Origin of the sequence: Halostella sp. PRR32, from assembly GCF_034808085.1 — an archaeon.
In the GTDB taxonomy this organism is placed as follows: domain Archaea; phylum Halobacteriota; class Halobacteria; order Halobacteriales; family Natronoarchaeaceae; genus Halostella; species Halostella pelagica.
In genome coordinates, this window is the sequence record NZ_JAXHGL010000002.1 from 913,916 (window position 1) to 938,497 (window position 24,582).

General features: G+C 66.2%; 20 protein-coding genes. 9 read left to right on the forward strand and 11 right to left on the reverse strand.

Annotation, left to right across the window (positions count from 1 at the left end; translation table 11 throughout):
• Positions 1–114: 114 nt before the first annotated feature.
• From lpdA to lipA, 6 genes are all read right to left on the reverse strand, one after another.
• Positions 115–1,566 (reverse strand): dihydrolipoyl dehydrogenase, encoded by a 1,452-nt coding sequence (gene lpdA / locus SM753_RS09735; protein WP_323191437.1) that lies wholly within the window; start codon positions 1,564–1,566, stop codon positions 115–117.
• Positions 1,566–3,092: a 2-oxo acid dehydrogenase subunit E2 gene (locus SM753_RS09740; RefSeq protein ID WP_323191438.1), complete on the reverse strand. Its 1,527-nt coding sequence runs from the start codon at positions 3,090–3,092 to the stop codon at positions 1,566–1,568. The genes lpdA and SM753_RS09740 overlap by 1 nt, the downstream gene beginning before the upstream one ends.
• A gap of 20 nt (positions 3,093–3,112) precedes the next feature.
• Positions 3,113–4,105 carry an alpha-ketoacid dehydrogenase subunit beta gene (locus SM753_RS09745; protein WP_323191439.1) on the reverse strand — a complete coding sequence of 331 codons (993 nt, stop codon included), beginning with the start codon at positions 4,103–4,105 and terminating at the stop codon, positions 3,113–3,115.
• 3 nt (positions 4,106–4,108) lie between these two features.
• The gene (gene pdhA, locus SM753_RS09750) at positions 4,109–5,218 is read right to left on the reverse strand and encodes a pyruvate dehydrogenase (acetyl-transferring) E1 component subunit alpha (RefSeq protein WP_138796508.1); all 1,110 of its coding nucleotides are present in this window, start codon (positions 5,216–5,218) and stop codon (positions 4,109–4,111) included.
• 264 nt (positions 5,219–5,482) lie between these two features.
• Positions 5,483–6,712 (reverse strand): hypothetical protein, encoded by a 1,230-nt coding sequence (locus SM753_RS09755; RefSeq protein WP_323191440.1) that lies wholly within the window; start codon positions 6,710–6,712, stop codon positions 5,483–5,485.
• A gap of 76 nt (positions 6,713–6,788) precedes the next feature.
• Positions 6,789–7,766, reverse strand: a complete 978-nt coding sequence (gene lipA, locus SM753_RS09760; protein WP_323191441.1) for a lipoyl synthase — start codon at positions 7,764–7,766, stop codon at positions 6,789–6,791.
• Between the two features lie 219 nt (positions 7,767–7,985).
• On the opposite strand from lipA, the gene SM753_RS09765 reads away from it, so the two are divergent.
• Both SM753_RS09765 and SM753_RS09770 read left to right on the forward strand, forming a co-directional pair.
• Entirely contained in the window at positions 7,986–9,383 is a 1,398-nt protein-coding gene (locus tag SM753_RS09765) for an MATE family efflux transporter (protein ID WP_323191442.1), read from the forward strand.
• Between the two features lie 176 nt (positions 9,384–9,559).
• Positions 9,560–11,941 (forward strand): DEAD/DEAH box helicase, encoded by a 2,382-nt coding sequence (locus tag SM753_RS09770; protein WP_323191443.1) that lies wholly within the window; start codon positions 9,560–9,562, stop codon positions 11,939–11,941.
• 27 nt (positions 11,942–11,968) lie between these two features.
• Here SM753_RS09770 and SM753_RS09775 read toward each other — a convergent pair whose 3' ends face one another.
• Positions 11,969–12,625, reverse strand: a complete 657-nt coding sequence (locus tag SM753_RS09775; RefSeq protein WP_323191444.1) for an HAD family phosphatase — start codon at positions 12,623–12,625, stop codon at positions 11,969–11,971.
• A 75-nt stretch (positions 12,626–12,700) separates the two neighbouring features.
• On the opposite strand from SM753_RS09775, the gene SM753_RS09780 reads away from it, so the two are divergent.
• Together SM753_RS09780 and endA are read left to right on the forward strand one after the other, a co-directional pair.
• Entirely contained in the window at positions 12,701–13,441 is a 741-nt protein-coding gene (locus SM753_RS09780; RefSeq protein WP_323191445.1) for a topoisomerase DNA-binding C4 zinc finger domain-containing protein, read from the forward strand.
• Positions 13,442–13,510: 69 nt separating this feature from the next.
• Positions 13,511–14,530, forward strand: a complete 1,020-nt coding sequence (gene endA / locus SM753_RS09785) for a tRNA-intron lyase (protein WP_323191446.1) — start codon at positions 13,511–13,513, stop codon at positions 14,528–14,530.
• A gap of 4 nt (positions 14,531–14,534) precedes the next feature.
• Here endA and SM753_RS09790 read toward each other — a convergent pair whose 3' ends face one another.
• Entirely contained in the window at positions 14,535–15,218 is a 684-nt protein-coding gene (locus SM753_RS09790; RefSeq protein WP_323191447.1) for a class I SAM-dependent methyltransferase, read from the reverse strand.
• A 74-nt stretch (positions 15,219–15,292) separates the two neighbouring features.
• On the opposite strand from SM753_RS09790, the gene SM753_RS09795 reads away from it, so the two are divergent.
• Positions 15,293–15,952: a helix-turn-helix domain-containing protein gene (locus SM753_RS09795; RefSeq protein WP_323191448.1), complete on the forward strand. Its 660-nt coding sequence runs from the start codon at positions 15,293–15,295 to the stop codon at positions 15,950–15,952.
• 48 nt (positions 15,953–16,000) lie between these two features.
• Positions 16,001–17,614, forward strand: a complete 1,614-nt coding sequence (locus SM753_RS09800; RefSeq protein ID WP_323191449.1) for a tryptophan--tRNA ligase — start codon at positions 16,001–16,003, stop codon at positions 17,612–17,614.
• Positions 17,615–17,689: 75 nt separating this feature from the next.
• On the opposite strand, the gene SM753_RS09805 is transcribed toward SM753_RS09800, so the two are convergent.
• On the reverse strand, positions 17,690–18,337 hold the full coding sequence (locus SM753_RS09805) for a class I SAM-dependent methyltransferase (protein WP_323191450.1): 648 nt from the start codon (positions 18,335–18,337) through the stop codon (positions 17,690–17,692).
• A 369-nt stretch (positions 18,338–18,706) separates the two neighbouring features.
• Between SM753_RS09805 and SM753_RS09810 the strand changes: the two genes are divergently transcribed.
• Both SM753_RS09810 and pheT read left to right on the forward strand, forming a co-directional pair.
• The gene (locus SM753_RS09810; protein ID WP_138796518.1) at positions 18,707–20,215 is read left to right on the forward strand and encodes a phenylalanine--tRNA ligase subunit alpha; all 1,509 of its coding nucleotides are present in this window, start codon (positions 18,707–18,709) and stop codon (positions 20,213–20,215) included.
• A complete protein-coding gene (gene pheT, locus SM753_RS09815) occupies positions 20,215–21,966 on the forward strand; it encodes a phenylalanine--tRNA ligase subunit beta (RefSeq protein WP_323191451.1) in 1,752 nt (583 codons plus the stop codon). The genes SM753_RS09810 and pheT overlap by 1 nt, the downstream gene beginning before the upstream one ends.
• 31 nt (positions 21,967–21,997) lie before the next feature.
• On the opposite strand, the gene SM753_RS09820 is transcribed toward pheT, so the two are convergent.
• Positions 21,998–23,053, reverse strand: coding sequence for a quinone-dependent dihydroorotate dehydrogenase (locus SM753_RS09820; protein WP_323191452.1), 1,056 nt, complete (start codon positions 23,051–23,053; stop codon positions 21,998–22,000).
• Positions 23,054–23,131: 78 nt separating this feature from the next.
• The gene (locus SM753_RS09825; RefSeq protein ID WP_121816299.1) at positions 23,132–23,329 is read right to left on the reverse strand and encodes a hypothetical protein; all 198 of its coding nucleotides are present in this window, start codon (positions 23,327–23,329) and stop codon (positions 23,132–23,134) included.
• 266 nt (positions 23,330–23,595) lie between these two features.
• Here SM753_RS09825 and SM753_RS09830 point away from each other — a divergent pair, with 266 nt between their 5' ends.
• Entirely contained in the window at positions 23,596–23,901 is a 306-nt protein-coding gene (locus SM753_RS09830) for a non-histone chromosomal MC1 family protein (protein ID WP_135536642.1), read from the forward strand.
• The last annotated feature ends 681 nt before the right edge of the window (positions 23,902–24,582 follow it).

Consider the following 24,582-nt stretch of genomic DNA (forward strand, 5'->3'; position numbering starts at 1 on the left):
CGCGGACAAGTGTAGGTTACTGAACTGCTCGCGAGAAGCGAACGGTCAGCGCGGCGTCCGTCGTTCAGGCGTCGGCCCCGCTCGGACCGGCCGACAGGAGTACCGGAAGCCGCGCTATCGGTTCAGCGTGTGGATCGCCTGTCCTAGCGCGTTCTCGCAGGCCTCCATCACGGCCTCCGCGAGCGTCGGATGGGTGTGAATAGTCGCGGCAACGTCCTCCAACGTCGCACCCATCTCGACCGCGAGAGTGAGTTCGGCGACCAGCTCCGAGGCCTCCGGGCCCGCTATCTGCGCGCCGAGGATGAAGCCGCTCTCCTCGTCGGCGACGACGCGGACGAACCCCTCGCTGTCGCCTGTCGTCAGGGCGCGGCCGCTTGCACGGAACGGGAACTCGCCGACGACGGGGTCGAAGCCGTCCGCTTCGGCCTCCTCCTCGGTGAGACCGACGGTGGCGATCTCCGGGTCGGTAAACACCGCGGCGGGGACGGCCTGGTAATCGAGTGCGGCCGGTTCCCCGGCGATGACCTCCGCGGCGACTTCGCCCTCCTTGCTCCCCTTGTGGGCGAGCATCGGTTCGCCGGCGACGTCGCCGACGGCGAAGATGTGGTCTTTCTCGGTCCGGGCGCGGTCGTCCGTCTCGATGAAGCCGTTGTCGTTCGTCTCGATGCCCGCTGCTTCCAGGTTGAGCGTGTCCGTCACCGGCTGGCGGCCGACGGCGACGAGTACGTTGTCGGCGTCGAACGTCTCCGCCGCACCGCCGTCGGCTTCCGCGGCGACTTCCTCCTCCATCGCTTCCGTCGAAACGCGGATGCCGTCGTCGGTTTCCTCCCACCCGGTCGCCGTCCGGCCGAAGTGGAAGTCGATGCCGAGTTCTTCTGCGCGCTTTTTCACGGGCCGAGTGAGGTCCGACTCGTAGGCCGGAAGCACGGAATCAAGCATCTCGACGACGGTGACGTCAGTGCCGAGTTTCGCGAAGACGGTCGAGAGTTCCATGCCGATGTAGCCCGCACCGATGACGACCAGGCGTTCGGGGACCGAGTCGAGAGCGAGCGCCTGCCGCGAGTCCAGTACCGGTTCGTCGTCGAACGAGAAGCCCGGAATCTCGATGGGGCGCGACCCCGTCGCGATGATCGCGTGCTCGAACTCGACGGATTCGCTCCCCTGTCCCTCGCCGGAGTGACCGACGCGGACGCTGTTCTCGTCGGCGAACTCCGCCTGCCCCTCGATGAGGTTGACGCCGTTTGCCTTGTTCAGTTTCTCGACGCCGCCGGTCAACTGGTCGACCACGCTGTCTTTCCACTCGACCATCTGGGCCATGTCGACCGCGGGGTCGGCGTGGATCCCCATCTCCTCGGCGTTGCCCGCCTCGTGGGCCACGTCGGCGGCGGTTATCATCGCCTTCGAGGGGATACAGCCGTGGTTGAGGCAGGTCCCGCCGTAGGCGTTCTTCTCGACGAGCGTCACGTCGAGGTCTAACTGGCCGGCGCGGATAGCGGCGGTGTACCCGCCGGGCCCCGCGCCGATGACCAGCACGTCCGTTCCAGTTGCGATGTCTCCAACGACCATTATTCTAGTAGCAGTAGTTCCGGGTCCTTCAGGTATTCCTTCACGCGATTCGTAAAGCGGGCGGCGTCCGCCCCGTCGACGAGTCGGTGGTCGACCGACAGCGACAGCGGCAACGTGTGTCGCGCGACGACCTCTCCGTCCTCGACGACCGGACGCTCTTCGATGGCTCCCAGCGCGAGGATACCGGCCTCGGGGTAGTTGATGATCGGCGTCGCGTATTCGCCGCCGATGCCGCCGACGTTCGTGACCGTGAACGTCCCGCCCTGCATCTCCTCACGGGCGATAGAGCGGTCGCGGGCCTTCTGGACCAGTTCGTTCATCTCGGAGGCTATCTGGAGCAGGCCCTTGTGGTCGACGTCGTCGACGACGGGGACCATCAGTCCCGCGTCCGTCGCCGCGGCGACGCCGATGTTGTAGTAGTTCTTCTCGACTATCTCCTCGTTCTCCTCGTCGAGGCTGGAGTTCACCATCGGGAAGTCCTTCAGCGCCGCCGTGACCGCCTTCATGATGAGCGGCATGTAGGTGAGCTGAATGCCGCGTTCCTCGGCGCGTCCCTTGAGCCGCTCGCGGATCTCGACGAGGTTAGTCACCTCGACCGAGTCGTGGTGGGTGATATGCGGCGCGGAGTATTTCGAGCGCTCCATCTGGTCCCCGATGGACTTGCGGATGCCGCGATACGGCGTGCGCTCTTCCCGTTCCGCGGGCTCCTCCCGAAGACCGAGCGCCTCGGTGTCGGCCTTCTGGGCCTCCTGTTGGGCCTGGGCGTACTCGCGGACCGCCTCGGGCGTGACGAACGGTTCGCCGTCCCGTTTTTCGGTCGCCGGCACTGCATTCAGGTCCACGCCCTCCTCGTCCGCGAGACGGCGCGTGGCGGGCGCGGCGAGCGTCTTCTCCCTGTCGGCGGATTCGACCTGCTGCGGGGCTCCGCCGGCGGTCGAGCCGCCACTGGCCGCTCCGGCGCTTTCGGCGGATGCCTCGGCCGCGGATGCGGACTCGCTCGCTTCCGCGGTCGCGGTCTCCGGTTCGGATCCGCCGCTGTCGGCGGCGGCGCGTACGTCGTGTTCCGAGATGCGACCGCTCGGGCCGCTGCCGTCGACTTCGGCGATGTCGACGCCGAGTTCTCGGGCCAGACGGCGTGCGCTCGGTGCGGCGAACACACGGCCTTCGGGTGTTTCGGCCGCTTCGCCCGCCGTCTCCGTCCCCTCGTCGCCGGCGGGTTCGGGGTCGGCTCCGTCGGCCTCGGCCGCGTCCGCAGCCTCTAGATCGGTCGTCTCCTCGACCGGTTCGCCCTCGACGTCGAAGGTGATGATCACGTTACCGACGGGGACCATCTCCCCTTCGTCCGCCCGGATCTGCCGGACGGTCCCGTCTACGGGGGCCGGAACCTCTACGACGGCCTTGTCGGTCTCGACCTCGGCGACCGGTTGGTCCTCTTCGACGGTGTCGCCTTCCTCGACTAACCACTGTACTATCTCGCCTTCGCTGACGCCTTCTCCGACGTCCGGAAGCTTGAATTCGCGTACCATGTTGGGTTATCGTCTATCGTTCAGAACTCCACCGCGTCGCGGATACCGTTTTTGATACGTGCAGGTTCGGGTAGGTAGTAGTCTTCTAACGCATACAGCGGGAACGGCGTGTCGAAGCCAGTGATCCGCTCGACCGGTGCCTCCTGGTACAGGAGAGACTCCTCCTGAATGATGCTCGTTATCTCCGCGCCGAGGCCGCCCGTCTTGGGCGCTTCGTGGACGACGGCGGCGCGACCGGTTTTCTCGAACGACTCGACGATGGCGTCGCGGTCGAGCGGGGAGAGAGTGCGCAGGTCGACGACCTCGACGTCGATGTCGCCGTCGAGTTCCTCGGCCGCCTCCAGCGTCGGTCGCGTCATCGCACCCCAGGTAAACACCGAGATGTCGCTGCCCTCGCGGCGGACCGCGGCCTCGCCGAGCGGTACTTCGTACGACTCCTCCGGCACCTCGCCGCGGAACGCGCGGTAGATGAGTTTCGGTTCGAAAAACATCACCGGGTCGGGGTCGCGGATGGCAGCGGTTAGCATCCCCTTCGCGTCGTACGGCGTCGAGGGGATGGCGACCTTGAGCCCCGGCTGGTGGACGAAGAAGGCCTCCGTCGACTCCGAGTGGTGTTCCGGCGCGCGGATGCCGCCGCCGTACGGCGCGCGGATGACCATCGGGCAGGTGTACCGCCCGCGGCTTCGGGTGCGGAGGCGCGCGGCGTGGCTGACGATCTGGTCGAACCCGGGGTAGATGAATCCGAGGAACTGGATCTCGGTCACCGGACGCAGGCCGTAGGCGGCCATGCCGACCGCGGTGCCGATGATGCCGGATTCGGCGAGGGGCGTGTCGATGACGCGCTGGTCACCGAACTCGTCGTACAACCCTTCGGTGGCGCGGAACACGCCGCCGTTTTTCCCGACGTCCTCGCCCATGACGAGCACGTCGTCGTCCTGGCTCATCTCCGTCTCCAGTCCGTCTCTGACCGCCTGTACGAGTGTAAGATCCTGAGCTTGAGATTCTGCTGCCATAGTTTACTCCTCCAGTAGTGCGTCGTCGCCGTGCGTTTCGCGTAGTCGCTGTAACCACTGCATCTGCTCTTCGAGCCGTTTCGGCATGTCCGCGTAGACGTGTGCGAATATCTCCTCCGGGTCCGGCCGTTCGACCGATTCGGCGGCGTCGATAGCGTCCGCGACGTCTTCCTCTATCGACGCCTCGATAGCGTCGACCCGTTCGTCGTCGAGACGGCCCGACTCCCGTAGGAACGTCTCCATCCGCGGTATCGGGTCCTTTTGCTTCCAGCGCTCGACCTCTTCCTCGTCGCGATACACCGAGGGGTCGTCCGCCGTCGTGTGTGCGCCGAAGCGGTACTGCACCGCCTCGATGAGCGTCGGTCGCAGTTCCTCGTCTCCGGGGTTTTTCGTCTTTTCGACCGCTTCGCGGGTGACCTTATACACGGCGAGCGGGTCCATCCCGTCGACCTGTACGCCTTCGAACCCGTAGGCGTTGGCCTTCTGCGCCAGCGTCTCGCTGGCCGTCTGGCGCTCGCGGGGGACCGAGATGGCCCACTGATTGTTGTTACAGAAAAACACCGTCGGAGTGTCGAACACGCCGGCGAAGTTCAGCCCTTCGTGGAAGTCGCCCTCGCTCGTCGCTCCGTCGCCGAAGTAACAGAGGAACGATTTCTTTTCGTCCCGAAGCTTCGACGCCCACGCCGCACCCGTCGCGTGCGGTATCTGCGTGGCGATGGGGACGGCGGCGCTGAAGATGTTGGCGTCGTCTGGAATGTCCATTCCCTCCTCGCTGCCCATCCAGTACAGCAGCGTCTGCTTCAGCGAAAACCCGTGAACCAGCGCGGCCCCGTGTTCACGGTAACTCGGGAACAGCCAGTCCTCCTCGTCCAGGGCGTGCGCGCTTCCGATCTGCGCGCCTTCCTGTCCCGACAGCGGCGGGTACGTCCCCATCCGCCCCTGTCGTTGAAGGCTGACCGCTCGCTGGTCGAAATGTCGCGCGAGACGCATCTCGCGGTACATCTCGACCAACTCTTCGTCCGATAGGTCGGGCACTTCTGCGTCGTCGAGTACCCGGCCCGTGTCGTCCAGCACCTGTACGCGGTCCTGGGGATCGTGCTGTAGCGTACTCACGGTCGGACCCTCCGTACCATACTCCCATGGACAATCGCTCGGGTTATATGATTTTCGTAAATACTTTACTATCAACTCTATTCTTGCCTCGGTCTCGTAAGGACGTACGCCCGAGGCGGGAGATACACGACGCACGAATAACTGTTGGGTGAAGAACTGAAAATATCGGCACTTGCCACTCACGTCGAACGCGTTCTCTGGACAGACGGTCAGCGCCTCGGTGACAGTTTCCCGTCCGAGTCGAACGGGCCCATCCGAACGCGGTCACGGGACGGCGAACGCGCCGAGCGTGACCTCGGAGTTCGGGTCGACGGAGGCTGTCCACCGGACGCGGACGGTCGTGGCGCGCTCTACGTCGACGGTGACGGAGTCACCCTCGGTGACGTGCCGCCGATCGAACGTCTCGTGGAACCCGCCCGGTAACGGCCGGCCGCCGGCGGTGACGGTCAGGTTCGTCCCCAGGATACGCTCGTCGCCGTCGTGCGTGACCGTCACCGACCCGTCGCCGTACTCGAAGACGAACGTCGCGTCCGGTTGTACTGGGTTCCCGTGGTGGAGCAGGTCGAACTGCCCCGTCGCTATCTCTCCCTGGACGCTGAGCGTCCGGTCGTCGGCGCGTACAGTGCGGTCGACGAACTCCTCGACGCCGCCGACGTATCTGTCGCCGGACCCGTCGCCGTAGCGGTCTTCGACGGCTTCGACCTCGGGCGTCCCGTCCGGATAGTCGAAGACGATCCTGCCGGCGGTCGCTCGTTCGCCGACGGTCCACCCGACGCCGGTCGCCGCCGGCGTTCCGATCGGTGCGGTCGGACGGTGTGGGTCGAGACCGGGGTTGCTGTCGAGCGGACTGCCGACCGTGGCGACCGGCGGCGCGCCGACCGCCTCGGCGACGCTCCGGACTGCGGGCGGGAGCGACTCGTCGCGTTCGAGCTCCTCGACCGACCCGTCCCAGTTCCCGTACCGCGAGTGGACGATCCCCCGTTCGTCCGGACGGTCCTCTCGGGCGTCCGCGACCGCAGGTACGGAGACGATGACGCGGTCACTGAACAGGACGGGCGACATCGGCGTTCCGTACACGACCTCGAACTCGCCGTCGTTGACCGCCTCGGGCGTCCCTTGCGCGTCCGCGAGTGCGGTCCTGGCCGTCGACCGGCGGAAGTTGCCGACGACGAACATCGACCGCCCGGTTGCGACGAAGTGGTCGATGTCTTCGAACGGGAGACCGGTCCACGCGGTGTTTTGCCGCAGTCCGTCGGCAACCGGCGCGGCGACGGACGGGAGCGCGTCCGCTACCCTGCTCGGTGCGAGATAGAACGCCGCCCGCCCTGGCGCGTCGGTCGACCCCATGAATCTGACGTACGGGTCCGGATCGCGGTCCTCGTACTCAGGAGCGTCGGCGCGAAACGCCGCGGACTCGGCCGTACAGCCGGCGACCGCTCCGACTGCTCCGACTGCTGTCGCCCGGAGCGCGTCGCGGCGCGTCCACTCGTCCATACGCTGCCGTACTTCGACTGAACACAAAATAGTCGGGTGGTGAGATGTCAGCCGTCGTCCATCTCCGCGCCGTGGGTCAGTCGTCGCTCGCTTCCGGCGCGACGCTCTCGCGGGCGCGCTTGCGGGCCTGCTCGACGGATTTCCCGTCGCGCAGGACGGCGTCGACGAACAGTTCGCCGGCCTTGTACGAGGACCGCACCATCGGCCCGCTGGCGCAGTAGAGAAAGCCGAGTTCCTCCTCGGCGACGCGCCGCCAGGTTTCGTACTTGTCGGGATGGCTGTACGCCTTCACGGGGAGGTGGTCCCGCGAGGGTCGGAGATACTGGCCGAGCGTCACGACGTCGACGTTCGCCTCCCGCAGGTCTGCGAGGGTCTGGTACACCTCGTGGTCGTACTCGCCGTGGCCGAGCATGATCGACGTCTTGGTGTAGATATCCGACTCGCGGTCGACCTGTTCGAGGACGCCGAGGCTCTGTTCGTACCCGGCGCGCGGGTCTCGGACGGGCCGCTGGAGGCGCTCGACCGTTTCGATGTTGTGCGCGATCACGTCCGGTTCTGCCTCGATAATCTTCCGAACTAGCCGTTTTTCGCCCTGGAAATCCGGGATCAGCACCTCAACGAGAATGCCGGGGTGGCGGCGCTTTATCTCGCGGATGGTTTCGGCGAAGTGACCAGCACCCTGTCCCGTCAGGTCGTCCCGGTCGACGGAGGTCAATACGACGTAATCGAGACCGATCTCCGCGACGGCGCTCGCCACGTTCGACGGTTCGTCCGGGTCGAGCGGTTGCCCTCCGCCGGTGTCGACGTCGCAGAACCCGCAGTTTCTGGTACAGGAGTCCCCCATGAGCATGAACGTCGCTGTGCCGCCGCGGTCCCCCGAGGCCCCGCCGGACGGCTTGTTTCGACCGCTCCAGCACTCCCCGAGGTTCGGGCAGTTCGCCTCCTCACAGACGGTGTTCAAGTCGTGCTCCCGCAGCGTCTCCTTGATCCCGGTGAACTCCTGACCCGCTGGCGGTTGCATCTTCAGCCAGTCGGGTTTTCGCGGGCGACTCATGGACGGTACTGATGATTCGTCGGGTGAAAAACGTGGGGTTTTTGCGACAGTGACGACCGTAGGGCGTCTCCGTCCGGAGAGCGTCGACGCCGTCCGAGGGTGCGATGCCGTCGCGACGTTCGACGAGTCGCCGGACCGACACTAATGACAACGTGTTGATTTTTCCGACTCCAAAACTATAAAAAGATGTCTCTATTCGGGGTTGAATATCGAAAGACCATGTGGGAAACTAGCCCGGAGGACATCACGGAGGGGTCGATCGCCCGGGTACTGGTGGTCCTCGCCGCACCGCTCGTCGTCCAGAACCTCGTACAGGTAGTTCAGCAGGTCGTCGACACCTTCTGGCTCGGCCGGATCGGCGAGGACGCCGTCGCGGCTGTCGGCCTGAACTACCCGGTGGTGGCGATGCTCGCTTCCGTCGTAATCATGGCTCCGTTCGTCGGGACCCAGGTGATCGTTTCGCAGCGAGTCGGCGCGGAGGAGTACTCCCGCGCCCGGCGGATCGCCGTTCACGGGTTAGCGGTCGGGCTCGTCCTCGCTCTCGTCGTGGGCGCAGTCGTCGCTGTCGGGGCGGACACCGTCGTCGAGGCTCTGGGCGCGGGCGACGACGTCGCACCGCTTGCCGCGACGTACCTCGCGACGTACGTCATCGGCCTCCCGGCGATGGCGTTGAGCGACGTGCTCGAAGGGGGGTTCATCGGCTGGGGCGACTCCCGCGCGGCGCTGTACATCAACGTCGTCGCCGTCGTTGTCAACATCGGTCTCGACCCGATCCTCATCTTCGGGTGGGGGCCGGTCGACGCCTACGGGATCCGGGGTGCGGCCTTGGCGACGGTGATCGGTTACACCGCGGGGTTCGCCCTCGCCCTCGCCATGGCTCTCGGCCTCCGGAACACGTTCACGCTGAGCCGCGACGCGGTGACGTTTCGGGTGGACGAGTTCCGGGAACTGCTCGACGTCGGTATCCCGTCGGCCGGCCGTCGGATCGCACAGGACGGCGTCAGAGTTGTGATCGTCGGCATCGTCGCGGCAGTCAGCGGCGCGGCCGGCCTCGCTGCGTACACCGTCGGCGCACGTATCGCAAGCGTCGCGTTCATCCCGGCGAGCGGGTTGAGTCAGGCGGCACAGAGCGTCATCGGCCAGAACATCGGGGCGGAGCGTCCCGCGCGGGCGCGAAAGACGACATGGATCGGCGTCGGCATCGGGGCCGGCGCTCTCTCGGTCGTCGGTGCCCTGCAGTGGGTGTTCCCCGTCGGTCTGACGCAGTTGTTCGTCCCCGACATCTCGACGGACGCGCTCTCGCTGACAGTCGATTACCTCCGGATCCTTGCGTACGGATACTGGGCCATCGGGGCGACGTACGTTCTGCGAGCCGGGTTCAACGGCGCGCGGCGCACCCGGACCAGCATGATCGCCTCGCTCCTCCAGTACTGGGGGGTGCGACTCCCCATCGCCGTCGGCGGCATCGCGCTGTTCGGCATGGGCGTCCACGCCGTCTTCTGGGCGGTGACGCTGTCGAACGTGGCCGTCGCGGTCGGCCTGGGCGCGTACTACTACTACAGCACCGAGTCCGGGATGTTAGACCGCGCCGTCACGCAGGCCGTCGCGGACGACTGATACTGCCGGACGGAGTCCCGCGACGAACTCCGCCACATCGGGTGTCGAATCTCGTTACCACGGTCTGTCGACAGTGTGGCTGTGCCGGCCGCCGGGTCGGGGTCTGTGGACCCGCCGCTACACGATCGACCGCTACGGAAACGCCTTTGACCCCCGGACCCCCCGAACCACACGAGATGGAAGTCGCCGAGGTGGTTCCGGAGTTCGCCGACGCGTTCTCGTTCGAGGAGTTCAACGACATGCAACGCGAGGCGCTGCCAGCGATCGTCGACGGCGACGAGAACGTCGTCGCCAGCGCCCCCACCGCTAGCGGGAAGACGGCGCTCGCGGAACTCGCTATCTGCAAGACGCTCGCGGAGGGCGGCACCGCGCTGTTTATCGCCCCGATGCGCGCGCTCACTAACGAGAAGGAAGACGAGTGGGAACGCTTCGAGGACATGGGCTACTCCGTGTACGTCGTCACCGGCGAACGGGACCTGAACCCGCGACGCGCCCGGCGCGCGGACATCCTCGTAATGACGCCGGAGAAGGCCGACTCAGCGACCCGGAAACACGACACGCCCCGGTACTCGTTCATCGCGGACGTCGACTGCTGCGTCATCGACGAGGTACACCTGCTGGACTCGGACCGCCGGGGGAGCGTCCTCGAAGTGACGGTGTCGCGCCTGCGCCGCCTCTGTGACCCGCGGACCGTCGCCCTTTCGGCGACGATGCCGAACGTCGAGGACGTCGCCGCGTGGCTCGACGCTCCGCCCGAGTCCACCTTCCAGTTCGGTGACGAGTACCGCCCCGTCGACCTCAACGCCGGCGTGAAGACGTACACCCACGGTGACAACGCCTTCGCCGACAAGTACCGACGGCTCTATCGCTCGCTCGACCTCGTGGAGCCGCACATCCGCGACGGCGGGCAGGCGCTGGTGTTCGTCTCCTCGCGACAAGACACCGTCCAGGCGGCGAAGAAGGCACGCGACGAGATCGGCGAACGCGACATTCCCGTCGGCGCGCGCGGCGACTACGACTTCCACACCGAGACGAAGCAACTCGAAAACGACACGCTCCGGAAATCCGTGTTAGACGGCGTCGCCTTCCACCACGCGGGGCTTTCGAAAAACGACAAGGACCTGATCGAGGAGTGGTTCCGCCAGGACCGCATCAAGATCCTCTTTTCCACCTCCACGCTCGCGTGGGGGGTCAACCTCCCCGCCCGCTGTGTCGTCATCCGCGATACGAAGCTCCACGACCCCCTCGAAGGCGAGGTGGACATGAGCCCGCTCGACGTCCTCCAGATGCTCGGCCGCGCGGGGCGGCCTGGGTACGACGACGTGGGCTACGGCTGGGTGGTCTGTGACCGCTCCGACGCCGACAAGTACCGACGCCTGCTCCGGGAGGGCAAGGAGATCGAATCGCGGCTTGCAGGGGTCCCCGACTCGGGCGCTCGTCAGCGCAACTCCGACGGCGACCTCGACGCCCACCTCAACGCCGAGATCGCGATGGGCACTATCCAGGACTTAGACGACGTGATGGAGTGGCTCGAAACCACGTTCTACTACGTCCGCGCCCAGAGCAAACCGGCAGAGTACGACTTCGAGAACCTCCGCGACCGCGTGCGGACCGAACTCGAACGGCTGGTCGACCGCGGCTTCGTCGAGACGGACGCGAACCTCGGCGTCGAGGCGACGGGGCTCGGCCTGCTCGCCTCGAAGTTCTACCTCCGCCTGGAAACCGCTGAGCGGTTCCACGACCTCGCCGTGCGTGACTCCATCACGACGGACGCCATCCTCGAAGCGGTGGCGAGCGCGACTGAGTTCGACAGCGTCAGCGCCCGGCAGTCCGAGCGGGACGCGGTGGAGGCGGTTCTTTCGAGTCAGAACGCCGGCGACCTAGACCACGGCCCGCGGAAAGTGCTCGCCATCCTCCGCTCGTCGATGACGGGGTCGACCCCCGCGGAACTGCGCAGCGACGCCTGGGTCATCCGCCAGAACGCGTTGCGTCTCGTCTCCGCGCTCCGGGGCTTTCTCGATCGCTTCGCGGACCCGCGCGACGCCAACCTCGCGCGCCGCGTCGAGGCCCGCATCGAGAACGGCGTCAGCGACGACGCCGTCGGCCTCACCGCCATCGACGGCGTCGGCTCGGGCCGCGCGAGCAAACTCGCCTCCGAGGGGATCGAGACACCCGGCGACGTGGTCGACGCCGGCGTCGCTGGACTGGCCGACGCCGGCCTCTCCGAGGGCGTCGCCGAACGCGTCGTCGAGAGCGCCCGTGACCTCCCCGCCGTCGCCGTCGAGTGGGGCGACTTCCCGACGACCGTCGCCCCCGGCGAGAACGACATGCGCGAGGTGACAGTTCGGAACTCGGGTGCCGCGGCGCAGGCGGGCGTCCGCGTCACGGTAAACGGCGTCGAGATGACGACGTCCGACGGCTATCTCGACGACACGCTGACCGCGCCCGTCGGCGTGTTCGGCGGGAGCGACGACGAGATGACGTTCACCGTCAGCGTCGCGTTTCCGGACCTGCCGCTGTTGCCGGTGAGCGAGAGCAGGAGCGTCAGCGTACAATGACGGTCTCGACGGACGGGGCCGAGTGAGTTACGACGTCCGCGCCAGTAATTCCTCGCGCAGTTCCTCCGCGCCGTCCGCGACGGCGTCGGCCTCGTCGAGGTCCATCTCGGCGTTCGTCTCCGTCCGGTAGCCGACGGCGGTCATCCCGGCCGCCTTGGCCGATTTGACGCCGTTTTTCGAGTCCTCGACGGCGATGCAGTCGGCGGGGTCGACGCCGACCTGCCGCGCGGCGTGTTCGAACACGTCCGGGGCGGGCTTGCTGTCGGCGTCGATATCGTCGGCGCTGACGACTGCCTCGAAGAGATCCGTCAGGCCGAACCGCTCGGTGACCATCCCGATCCACTCCTGCGGCGACGACGACACGACGGCGACCCTGCACCCGCGGTCGCGGAGCGTCTCGACTAGATCGCGGAAGCCGGGCATCAGGTCAACCTTCTCCGCGTAGATCCCTTCGGCGGCGGACTCGTACCGCCGTTCCCACTCTTCGCTGTCTATCGCCACGTCGTAATGCTCGTCCAGATAGTCGTAGATCTCCCGGTAGTTGATCCCGGTTATCTCGTCCTCCGAGATATCCCCGTCGGGGACCGCCGCGGGCAGTATCTCTTCGGTTTCCAGTTCGACCCAGAAGTCCTCGGAGTTGACGATCACGCCGTCCATATCGAACAGTACAGCCGTCGGTGACACGTCTCGACCGACGGCGCGACGCGTCAAATGTTCTGCCCCGCAGGTTTAAGGCCGAAACCGGGACCAGCCCGGGCCATGTCCGCGACCGACTCCCCCGACGCTCCGATCCGCGTGCTCGCCGGCGACTGCACCGTGGTCTACGACGGCGACCGCCGCGAGGAACACCGCGGCCGCGTCACCGTGGTCGTCAAGCCCGACAACACCGTCCTGGTCCACGATGCCGACGGCTATCAGCCAGTCGCGTGGCTGACCCGGGCCGACGCCGTCGCCTGCTCGCGCGACGGTAGCTTCGCCGTCGACGCGCACGCCGGCGACCAGCGACTTCGAGTCGTCGCCCACGCCGAGGACGGTTTCGCGCGGTATCCCTCCAGCGAGGCGGGGACGCCCGTCGGTGACTGTCCCGACTGCGACGGCACGCTCGTTCGGACCGGCGGCGCGGTGACGTGTCTCGACTGCGGCGAGCGCTACGGCCTCCCGTCCGGAGCGATCGTCACAGACGAGCGCTGCGACTGCGGTCGCCCCCGACTTCGGGTCGAACGCGGCCAGCCGTTCGACGTCTGTCTCGACCGCGAGTGCGAGTCACTGGACGCCGCCGTACAGGAGGCGTTCGACGGCGTCTGGAACTGCCCGGACTGCGGTGACGACCTGCGTGTCCTCCGCCGCGGCGGTCTCCTGGCGGGTTGTGACTCGTATCCCGACTGCGACTCGAGTTTCTCGCTTCCGGCGGGCACGGTCGTCGGAGAGTGCAACTGCGGGCTACCGCTGTTCGACACGGGAACCCGAAAGCGGTGTCTCGACGGGACCTGCGAGGCATGAGTGGCTCTCTTCGTTCGTGCCGCGCTCCCGACCACAGCCCCTTTGCCCTCGCGCCGTCCACCGACGAGTATGGACGGACACCTTCGGGACGGCGTCGTCAGAGTCGGCGGCGACGCCCGCCAGCGGTTCTACGATTCGCGGGGCTACGGCCGGCCGCTCGGCGGGAACGAGATTGCCCTCGCGCGCACCGAGGCGGCCCACCTCCTGTTCCGGGGGGACCTCGACGCCGTCGACGGAATGAGCTTCCGCGAGTTCCTCACCTCAGTCGACGACCCGCGCTTCGGCGTCCGCTTTCTCGTGTACGCCGACCTCCGCGAACGCGGGTTCTACCTCTCGCCCGCCAGGGAGGACTGGGTTCCGGACCCGGACGACACCGACTTTCACGTCTACCCGCGCGGGAAAGGTCCCGGCGACGGCGAGGTGGCCTACCGGGTGCGAGCCGTGGGCGAGCGTGCGTCCGTCCCCGCCGCGACGCTCGGCGACCGCGTGCTCGCCATCGTCGACGAGGAAAGCGAGATAACGTACTTCGAGACGGGCCGGCCGGACGTCGGCGGCACCAGCGGCATCGACCTCCCCGATAGCGTCCCCGCCGACCTGCTCTCGGACCGCGTCGTCTGCTGGGAGTCGCCGGCCCGCCTCCACGAGCAGGGATTCTACGGACAACCGCTTGCCGGCCGCGACGGCGACCGCGAAGCGCTCCAGCTATCGCTCGTCGAGGCCGCGTACCTCGCGGAACGCGAGGTACTAACTCTCCCCCGTGAGGCGGTCGTCGACCGCGGCCGTGCCGTCGAGGGCGAACGGTTCGACCGCCGCCTCCTGGTGTATGCGGACCTTCGGGACCGCGGCGTCGTCCCCAAGACCGGTTTCAAGTTCGGCGCTGACTTCCGGACGTACGCCGACGTCGAGAGCGTCGACGACCTGGGCCACTCCGAACTGCTCGTTCGCGTCCTGCCGTCGGAGTACGCGTTCGCGCCGCGGGACCTGGCGCTCGACGTGCGCCTCGCCCACGGCGTCCGCAAGACGATGACGTTCGCGCAGGTCGACGGCGAAACGGTGCAGTGGCGGTCGGTCGAACGGTTGACGCCCTGAGGACTCACTCCGCGGACCGACGAGTCGCGACAGCGGTGTAGTTCACTCCCGCGAAGTACGTCTCCACGACGTCGCAGTCGCCGAACGTGCGCTCGACGGCGGTCGTGACGTTCGAATCGACGTTCCAGTTCGCGACCAGATGCAAGGCCCGCGCGAGAAGCGGGTTGACGATCCGGAGCGGACCGGACGGGACTTGTCGGATGTCGAAGACCGCGAACCGTCCCCCGGGGACGAGCGCGTCGCGGACCCGCTCGACGGCCTCTTCCGGCGACGGCATCACGCTGAGCGAGAGGGTCGCTATCGCCGCGTCGTACGCCGACGGTTCGAGGTCCGCCCTCGTCGCATCCGCACGACGGACCTCCACGTTCTCCCAGCCACGCTCGGCGACCCGCTTTCGGGCCCGGTCGACCATTTTCGGACTGTAATCGATCGCGACGATGCGCCCTTCTGGACCGACAGCCTCCCGGAGCAGTTCGAAGTTCACGCCCGGCCCACAGCCGATATCGAGCACGGCATCCCCCGGTTCGAGGTCGAGATAGCGGACCGCGGTTTCACGCATCGGCTCGTAGTCCGACTCGCTCAGTTCGTAGTGGTCGCTCCACCAGTTCCAGACGCGGCGGCTCCGTTCCAGATGTCCTCCGTCCGGGTCGCTACTGCTTTCACCCGCCGGTCGTATCGTTTCGCTCATACTCTGTTATCGAACGCCGAGCGGGAGGGTTCTATCCCCGATACTTTTCGGAGGTTTAAGTATTCGCCCGCAGTATGCCCGCTGTGAAGTCGCTGGAACTCGTCATCGAATACACGGCCGAGACGATCCATCCGATGCACGCGTTCGTCTGCGAATCCCCTGCAGTCGAGCAGGAGGTGCTGCTAGAGGGGAAGACAGAGGGCGGCAAGCGGACACTGCTGTTCTACGTCGAGGGCGACCCCCGGGTCTACGAAGCGATGCTCTCCGCGCGGGATTCGATCACCGAGTACGATATCCGGCCCGACGGCGACGGCGGGTTCTTCCTGTACATCCGCGCGCCGAACGGCGAGGGCGAGGAGTTGCTACTCGACGCGTTCAGCCGGGACACCGTGGTGGTCGTCCCGCCGGTCGAGTTCCGTGCCGACCGGACGATGCGTCTGACCGCCGTCGGCCACGGCACGGACCTGCGAGAGCTACTGGACGCGATCCCGTCTGAGCTGAGCGTCGATATCCTCTCGGTCGGTCCGTTCACCCGCGGTTTCGGCCCGTCTCTCACCGACAGACAACGGGAGGCACTGGAGGCCGCCCAGTCGGTCGGATATTACGAGATTCCCCGGGAGGGCGGCGTCGAAGCCGTAGCCGCCGAACTCGACTGCGCCGTCTCGACGGCCTCGGCGTTGCTTCGGCGCGCGGAGTCGCAACTGGTCGCCGACACGCTCGGCGACCGCCCGTAACGCTCCGAAGCGAACCCCTTTTGCCCATGTCGCCGCGATGCTACGGTAATGACTGACGAGACTCGCGACGTCGACGAGACGGTCCGCCAGGACGACGGCGGAACGGAGGCGGCGGGGGCCGACACCGAGGCGTCGAAGACGCCTCGAGCAGACGGTGGAACCGTCGACGACGTGGCTCTCGATCCGTGGGGCTCCTCCAACGTTTCCGACTACCGCAAGCTGTTCGAGGAGTTCGGCATCGAGGAGTTCGACGAGGTGCTCCCCGAAGTTCCCGCTCCGCACTACCTGATGCGCCGCGGCGTCATCTTCGGTCACCGCGACTACCGGCCCGTGGCGGAGGCGATGCGCAACGACGAGCCGTTCGCCGCGCTCTCGGGGTTCATGCCGACGGGCGACCCCCACATCGGCCACAAGCTAGTCTTCGACGAGATCATCTGGCACCAGCAACAGGGCGGCGACGCCCACGCGCTGATCGCCGACCTCGAAGCCCACAGCGCCCGCGGCCTGACGTGGAAAGAGATAGACGAGCACGCGCGGGACTACGTGCTCTCGCTGCTGGCGCTCGGCTTCGACCCCGAGGACGGGACGTTGTACCGCCAGTCGACCAACCGCGAGGTGCAGGACCTGGCGTTCGAACTCGGTAGCGAGGCGCGCTTCTCGGAGTTCCAGGGGATCTACGGCTTCGACGGCGAGACGGACGTCTCGCACATGCAAAGCGTCGTCACGCAGATGGCCGACATCCTCTACCCGCAACTCGACGAGCCGAAGCCGACCGTCATCCCGGTCGGCCCGGACCAGGACCCGCACGTCCGCCTCGCTCGCGACCTCGCCGCCCGGATGCGCTTTTTCAAGGTCACCGAGGCGTTCGCGAGCTTCGAGGCGGACGACGCCGAGCGCGTCCTCCTCCGGCAGGCGTACGACGCTCGCGAGGAGTACGCCGAGGACCCCGACCGCCCGCGGTGCGGCGAGGCGGCCGACTGGCTCCGCGAGGCGGTCGCACCGTCGGACGCCCGGGAGTCTACGGTGGAGAAACTGGCGTCGGCCGGGAAGGAACCGCTCCGCCCCCGCACCCGCTTTCTCGACCGGCAGGCGACCGACGAGGCGTTCGACGCCCTGATCGAAGCGATCGACGGCGAGAAGCGCGTCTACGACGAGCACGCCGACTCGTTCGACCTCGACCGCGACGAGGCGGAGGAGCTCGCCCGCGATGTCGAACTCGACAACGGCGGCTACGGTTTCGTGCCGCCCTCGTCCATCTACCACCGCTTCATGACTGGCCTCACCGGCGGGAAGATGTCCTCTTCCGTCCCGGCGAGCCATATCTCCCTGTTGGACGACCCCGAGGACGGCTACGACAAGGTCAAGTCGGCGACGACGGGCGGCCGCGAGACCGCCGAGAAGCAGCGCGAACTCGGCGGGAAAGCAGACGAATGTCCCGTGTACGAACTGTACGCGTACCTGCTCTCCGGCGACGACGACGAGTTCGCCAAGGAGGTGTACGACGAGTGCGTCACCGGCGAGCGCCTCTGCGGCGGCTGCAAGGAGCAGGCCGCCGAACTGATGGAGGAGTTCTTAGAAGACCACCAGGACAAGCGCGAGGAGTGGGAGGAGAAGCTAGACGAGGTCGACATCGACCTGAACTCCGCCCGCAAGCGGGCGTAACCGTCCCGCGGCCGAAACGGTCCGCTCCGGCCGCCGGAGACCACGGCGCGGTCGAACCGTCCGCCGCGCTCGCGGCTACTTCTCGACGTACACCGTCGGCCACTCGGGGTTCTCTTCGAGGACAGCCGTCGCGTCGACCGCGCTCCAGTAATCGTGCGGTTTTGCGCCCAGCACCTCTCCCACGCGCTCGCGCGTGATCAGGTTCTCGCCGTCCCGGACGAGGTGAAACGCCTCGCGCTTTCGCTCGTCGAACTCCTCGCGGACGGCTCGCTGAAGTCGTTCGGTCGGGTAGTTGACGACCAGGTGCCCGCCCTCGCGGACGAGGTCGAACAGTGCCCGCAGAGCTGATTCCGGGTCCGCGACGAAATACAGCGTGGCGACGCAGTAGACCACGTCGAACTCCCGGTCTGTCGCCAGGTCGGGGAGTTCGTCGACGGCGAAGTGGAGGTTCTCCAGTCCCCGCTCCGCAGCGAGGTGACGGTTGTCGCGGACGACTGTCTCCGAGAGGTCGTACCCGTAAACGTCCATCTCCGGGTAGCGCTCGGCCAGTTCGAACGGTACGACCGCGGGTCCGCAGCCGACGGAGGACAGATCCCGGGGCATCGCTCCGTCGTCTCCGGCGACCGTCTCCAGAAACAGCGCGAGCAGATCGGCCATCTCCTCCCCCGCCAGATACGCACAGCGGTCGTACTCGGCCTCGCGGTAGAACTCGTCCCAGTCCATCGCCGGCGGTTCGCCGCGGGAGCGATTAAAACGTCCGGTCCCGGTGACGAACGGAGCGGGTTCCAGCTAAGCGCCGCGCAGTTAGGAGGTCACGAAACGGGTCGCCCGCTTCCGCGTCGGTACCGAACTGCCCTCGCAACGTTTTTACTCCGCGTGCGACTATCCCTCACTATGGCATCCGAACCCCACTGCCGGCGTCTCGCCCGCCAGCCGCAGGTCGCTCCGGGGTTCGGCTTTTTCCTTTCCGGGTGATCACGGGCTGTGGACTGCGCGGCGACGCGCCGGGAACCCGGCCGCCGCGGACGAAACCGCCCACGTCGAACCGGAATCGGTAACTGACGACCCCAGAGTACGTGTACCAACGAGCGAATGAAGCTACCAGCATCACAGGTCGCGGTGTTAGAGACCGCGAGCGCGAACGAGGCACAGACAGTCGAGCAACTGGCCGAGGCGACCGACCTCCCACCCGAGACGGTCACGGGTGCCGTCTTCGAACTGGCAGACGCAGAGCTCGTCTCCGTCGAGGAGGCCACCGAGGAGAGCGTCTCGCTGACCGACGAGGGCGCGACGTACGTCGACGGAGGCCTGCCCGAGATCCGCCTGTACGAGGCGGCCCTCGACGCCGGCGCGGACGAAGCGGCGGTAGAGATGGGTCGCGTCATCGGACAGTCCGGTCTGGAGGGCGCGGCGGTCGACATCGCGCTCTCGAACTACGCCCGCAAGGGGTACGGAAGCATAGAGAACGGTGAAATAACGGCCGACCCCGACGCGGACCCCGACAGCGACCCCGAGGCCGCCGCGCTGTCCGCGCTGTCCGCGGACGAATCAGTCGACGAGGACGGCGTTCTCGACCAGTTGGAACGCCGCGACCTCGTCGACCGGAGCGAGTCGACCGTTCGCTCGGTAACGTTGACCGGTGACGGCGTCACTGCGATGATGGAAGGCGTCGAGACGGCCGAGACGGTCGACCGGATAACGCCGGAACTGCTCACGTCCGGCGAGTGGGAAGACGTCGAGTTCGCCGAGTACAACGTCGAGGCCGACGCCGCCGAGATAAACGGCGGGAAAGAGCATATCCTTCGACAGACCGCGAACCGCGTGAAAGACACGCTCGTCGGCATGGGGTTCGAGGAGATGGAAGGGCCGCACGCCGACGCCGAGTTCTGGATCAACGACTGTCTGTTCATGCCCCAGGACCATCCGGCGCGGACCCACTGGGACCAGTTCGCGCTGGAGAACCCGTCCGAGATCGCGGAGCTCCCCGAGGACCTGGTCGAGCGCGTCCGCGACGCCCACCTAAACGGCGTCGGCGAGGACGGCGAGGGCTACCACTCGCCGTGGACCGAGGAGGTCGCGAAGGGGATCGACCTGCGCGGCCACACAACGTCGCTGTCAATGCGCTATCTCTCGGGGTACGCGCAGGGCGACCTGGAGCCCCCCGAGCGCTTCTTCAGCGTCGAGAAGGTGTACCGCAACGACACCCTCGACCCGACGCACCTGCTGGAGTTCTTCCAGATCGAGGGCTGGGTGATGGCCGACGACCTCTCCGTTCGCGACCTGATGGGGACGTTCACGGAGTTCTACGAGCAGTTCGGCATCACCGACCTGGAGTTCAAGCCGCACTACAACCCCTACACGGAACCGTCGTTCGAGCTGTTCGGTACCCACCCCACGACGGGCGAACTCGTCGAGGTCGGCAACAGCGGGATGTTCCGCGAGGAAGTGCTCCGGCCGCTGGGCGTCGACTGCGACGTGATGGCCTGGGGGCTCTCGCTGGAGCGCCTGCTCATGCTGATGTACGGCTTCGAGGACATTCGAGACGTCCACGGGACGCTCGCTGACCTCGAACTGCTGCGGAACACCGAGGTGATTCACTGATGCCAGTCGTCGACGTCGACCCCGAAGAACTGCGCGAGTTGACCGGCCACGACGAGAAAGACGACGAGGAACTGAAGACGGACCTGTTCGGTCTCGGTTTAGAGTTCGAGGGCCGCACGGAAGAAGGCGAGTTCCAGTTAGAGTTCGCGCCGGACCGCCTGGACCGCCTCTCCGTCGAGGGGATCGCCCGCTCGCTGCGCTACCAGTACGGCGACGACCGCGGCGTGTACGTGCCGAACACGAACGACGCCGAGTGGACCATCGAGGTCGACGAGGACGTTCCGGACGAGCGGCCGTACGTCACCGGGGCCGTGATACGGGGCGTAGACCTGGACGAGGAGGCCCTCGAATCGCTGATCCAGTTGCAGGAGAAACTCCACGCGACGATGGGCCGCAAGCGCGCGAAAGGTGCCATCGGTATCCACGATCTGGCGATGCTCAAAGGCGCACCCGCACGGAAAGGCGAGGGCAACTCGATCCGTTACACCGGGATCGAACCCGACGGCGACCGGTTCGTCCCGCTCGACAGCAACAGCGAGATGACGCCAGCGGACGTGCTCACCGACCACCCGACAGGCGAGACGTACGCCGACCTCGTCGGCGAGTACGAGCGTTACCCCGCTATCTACGACGACATCGGCCTGTTCTCGTTCCCGCCCGTTATCAACGGCAAGCGGACCGAGGTGTCGACGGACTCCCGCGAACTGCTCGTCGAGATGACCGGTACCGACCAGTGGACCGTCGACCGGATGCTCTCTATCGTCTGCTACGCGCTCGACGCCCGCGGAGCGACCGTCGAGGAGGTCACCGTCGAGTATCCCGACCGGGAACTCGTCCGTCCCGACCTCTCTACGCGGGAGAAATCCGTCTCCCACGACCGCATCGAGGGCCTCATCGGCGTCGACTTCGACCCCGAGGAGGTCGTCGACCTGTTCGAGCGGTCCGGACTCGACGCGGAGACGGCGGAGGGCGGCGTCGGGTCGCAGTCGTCGGATCGCCGGTCGGAGCCCGCCGACTCCCCCGTCTACGAGGTCGATGTCCCGTCGTATCGCGTCGACGTGCTCCACCCGCTCGACCTCGTGGACGACGTTGGACGCGCGTACGGCTTCAACGACCTCGAACCGAGCTATCCTGACGTTAGCACCGTCGGCGGTCGCCACGACCGCTCGCGACTCGAAGACGCCGTCCGGGACCTGCTGGTCGGTCTCGGCTTCGAGGACCTGCTGAACTTCCACATGATCAGCGAAACTGAGAACTTCGAGCGGATGCGGATCGGCCCGGACGACGACGCAGTGGGGGCGGCCGACCCGGCGACCATCCGCGAACCGTACAGCGAGGACTACACGATGCTTCGCACGTGGGCGCTCCCTTCGCTGCTGATGGTACTGGAGAACAACACGCACCGGTCGTACCCGCAGGACTTGGCTGAGATCGGTCTCGCCGCGCACGTGGACGACTCCGAGAACACGGGCGTCGCCGAGCGACGCACCGTCGCCGGCGTTCTCGCGCGCCACGACGCGTCCTACGAGGACGCCAAGGCACGTCTGCAGGCGGTCGCGCGGAACTTCGACGTCGACCTCGAAACGCCCCCGACCGACCACCCGACGTTCGTCGACGGTCGCACGGCCGCCGTGGTGATCGACGGCGAGTCGGTAGGCGTCATCGGCGAGGTCCACCCGTCGGTGCTCGTCGAACACGATCTGGAACTGCCCGTGGCCGGGTTCGAGTTCCGGATGGACGCGTTAGAATAGCTCTCCGCCTTTTCGCCCGCCCGTTTTCGCGTTACTCCAGGTCCGCCCCGACAGCGTCCTCCACGCTGTTGAACCCGTCTTCCTCCAGCAGTTCGAGTAGCCCCTCGTTGATCTCTCGGGCCAGCGATGGGCCTTCGTACACGAGGCCGGTGTACAGTTGAACGAGCGACGCGCCGGCCCGGATCTTCCGGTAGGCGCTCTCGGGGCCGGAGACGCCGCCGACGCCGATAACGGGCACGTCGACGCGGTCGGCGACGAACCGAACCATCGCGGTGGCCTCGTGTTCGATGGGCTTGCCCGAGAGACCGCCCCCCTCGGCGCGGTTTGGGCTACGGAGCGACGCCGGACGGTCGGTCGTCGTGTTCGTGGCGACGACGCCGTCCAGACCGAGGTCGTTGACGATATCCAGTGCGTCCTCCACCGCGGGACCGGGAAGGTCCGGCGAGAGTTTCACGAGGAGGGGGCTCGCGCCGGCATCGACGAGTTCGCCCAAAATGGCCTCCATTGACTCGCGGTTCTGGAGTTCCCGAAACCCCTCCGAGTTCGGGCACGAGACGTTGACGACGAAGAAATCGCCGCCGTCGGCGACGCGTTCGTACGTCTTGCGGTAGTCCTCGGGCGCGTTCTCGCCGTCGACGCGTTCGCTCTTTGCGATGTTGACGCCGATGGGCACGTCGGCGGCGGTCTCGCTCAGGCGCTCGCCGACGATGGCGGCCCCCTCGTTGTTCAGACCCATACGGTTGATGAGCGCGCCGTCTTCCCGCAGTCGGAACATCCGCGGACGCGGGTTCCCTTCCTGCGGTTCGGCAGTGACGCCCCCGACTTCAACGTGTCCGAACCCCAGGCTGGCGAGAGCGTTCGGGATCTCCGCGTTCTTGTCGAATCCGGCAGCCACGCCCACGGGGTTCGAGAAGGAACAGCCGAACGCTGCCACCGCGAGTCGGTCGTCGTCGACGGTGTACCGTCTGGAGAGGCCTCTTTCGACGGGAGTACCTAAAACACCCCGTAGCCCGCGGTAGACGAGGCCGTGTGCGGTTTCTGCCGGGAGACGAAACAGAAGCGGTTTCGCTACGTCGTACAGGTTCATTGTTCGTATCCTGGGGATAGAACCAGTATAAACCCCGCGAAGCGCCCAGTGATGCCACCGCGACGGGTACGGACCCCGTTAGAACTCGTGTTCGACCTCGTCTTTGTCTGCTTTTTGGATGATTATCTTGTCCTCGCGGACGCGGACGAACACTTCGTCCCCGATTTCCATGCCAGCCACCGCCAGTTCGTCCTCGTGTAGGTTGATGTGGACGTTGTGGTACTCGCCGTTTTCGTCTTTCGCACCACTCGGGCTGAGCTTCTTTTTCCGTACCATCGCGGTATTCTATCTCGACAGTCGCCACACGACATACTTAAGTGTTTTCTACGATCCCGATCCCAGAGGCCTACGATATCCGTCTCTGTCGCTCGATTCGTCCGCGCGCGACGTCACAACCCACTGATATCCCCCGCTCGACCGGTGAATTCCCTTCGTTTTCGGCATCTGGCTCGGAGCCCTTTATAAGATAGTGGTCCAATCCCCCTTCCGTCGGGGATATATTTATAATGAGGCATGTGCTGATTTGACACGGAGGCAAAACCATGGTACGTGAAGACGGTAAACGAAATTTCGCGCTTCGAGACAGCGGTGACGAACCGAGCGTGTTCTCCGGGAACACGCCCAGGCAGGCCGCACTGAAGGCGGCGCGCCGACTCAGTCCGGCGTCTAGCGAGGACGCGGCGGACCGAACAGAGCTCCGGCTACGGGAGAAAGGGACGGACAAAGTCCACATCTACGACGGCTGGGCCTGGGAAGAAGAGGCTCCCTCTGACAAGCCGGACTGGATGCCACAGGAGATAACCGAGGCAAACGTCTCGAAGAAAGGCATCGAACATCTCGACGAGTGACATCGGTCGCTCAGAACTGATTCCTTTTTAACACGCGTGCGCGATAGTTGGTAAGTAAAATACTATTAGTCTCGGGTTCTCAGCGTCAGATGCGCGGTGACGCCCGGTCCGACCAGGCGCCAGTGGCGTGGGATGATCGGCCGGCCTCCTGCCGTGCGACATTCGATAATCGGACAGCTATAGTAGCGCTTGCAACTGTTTACATATCCGATCGCACGAGTGCGTAGGACCGAGTGTGTGATGACTTGCAAGTCATCAGCTACTATATGCGACCACAGTACCAACGAGCAACTGTGGAAAACCGTGGCACGGTAACGGGTTCCGGTGCCGGTTCGGTTCGACGGCCTTTTATGTAACCCGGCCATCCGAATGTAATGTGAAGGCCCGACCGGTTCCGGTCGGGACCTGCCGACGCCCGCACAGGGTTATCGAGCGGTTGGACGCCGGAACTCTCCGGCGGCCGACCCGTTCCGATGCCCTTAAGTGTGTAAGGGTGTTCGGTTGTGATGCGGAAAGCACACGACGCGATTGGCGGGGCGTTCAACTCGCTCCGTCGTACCGGACTTCGAAGGCAGTTCGAAGGGTTTATGAACCCTTCCAGCCTTACAATGAAGTCCGAAGGACATGAGGATTCCACCCCTGCGGTCCGCCGTACACGATGGGATCTGATGTTAGCCTTGG

Coding starts and splice junctions, on each gene's coding strand:
- lpdA (WP_323191437.1), bottom strand. CDS start 1,566: ATGGTCGTTGGAGACATCGCAACTGGAACGGACGTGCTGGTCATCGGC.
- SM753_RS09740 (WP_323191438.1), bottom strand. CDS start 3,092: ATGGTACGCGAATTCAAGCTTCCGGACGTCGGAGAAGGCGTCAGCGAA.
- SM753_RS09745 (WP_323191439.1), bottom strand. CDS start 4,105: ATGGCAGCAGAATCTCAAGCTCAGGATCTTACACTCGTACAGGCGGTC.
- SM753_RS09755 (WP_323191440.1), bottom strand. CDS start 6,712: ATGGACGAGTGGACGCGCCGCGACGCGCTCCGGGCGACAGCAGTCGGA.
- lipA (WP_323191441.1), bottom strand. CDS start 7,766: ATGAGTCGCCCGCGAAAACCCGACTGGCTGAAGATGCAACCGCCAGCG.
- SM753_RS09765 (WP_323191442.1), top strand. CDS start 7,986: ATGTGGGAAACTAGCCCGGAGGACATCACGGAGGGGTCGATCGCCCGG.
- SM753_RS09770 (WP_323191443.1), top strand. CDS start 9,560: ATGGAAGTCGCCGAGGTGGTTCCGGAGTTCGCCGACGCGTTCTCGTTC.
- SM753_RS09780 (WP_323191445.1), top strand. CDS start 12,701: ATGTCCGCGACCGACTCCCCCGACGCTCCGATCCGCGTGCTCGCCGGC.
- endA (WP_323191446.1), top strand. CDS start 13,511: ATGGACGGACACCTTCGGGACGGCGTCGTCAGAGTCGGCGGCGACGCC.
- SM753_RS09790 (WP_323191447.1), bottom strand. CDS start 15,218: ATGAGCGAAACGATACGACCGGCGGGTGAAAGCAGTAGCGACCCGGAC.
- SM753_RS09795 (WP_323191448.1), top strand. CDS start 15,293: ATGCCCGCTGTGAAGTCGCTGGAACTCGTCATCGAATACACGGCCGAG.
- SM753_RS09800 (WP_323191449.1), top strand. CDS start 16,001: ATGACTGACGAGACTCGCGACGTCGACGAGACGGTCCGCCAGGACGAC.
- SM753_RS09805 (WP_323191450.1), bottom strand. CDS start 18,337: ATGGACTGGGACGAGTTCTACCGCGAGGCCGAGTACGACCGCTGTGCG.
- SM753_RS09810 (WP_138796518.1), top strand. CDS start 18,707: ATGAAGCTACCAGCATCACAGGTCGCGGTGTTAGAGACCGCGAGCGCG.
- pheT (WP_323191451.1), top strand. CDS start 20,215: ATGCCAGTCGTCGACGTCGACCCCGAAGAACTGCGCGAGTTGACCGGC.
- SM753_RS09820 (WP_323191452.1), bottom strand. CDS start 23,053: ATGAACCTGTACGACGTAGCGAAACCGCTTCTGTTTCGTCTCCCGGCA.
- SM753_RS09825 (WP_121816299.1), bottom strand. CDS start 23,329: ATGGTACGGAAAAAGAAGCTCAGCCCGAGTGGTGCGAAAGACGAAAAC.
- SM753_RS09830 (WP_135536642.1), top strand. CDS start 23,596: ATGGTACGTGAAGACGGTAAACGAAATTTCGCGCTTCGAGACAGCGGT.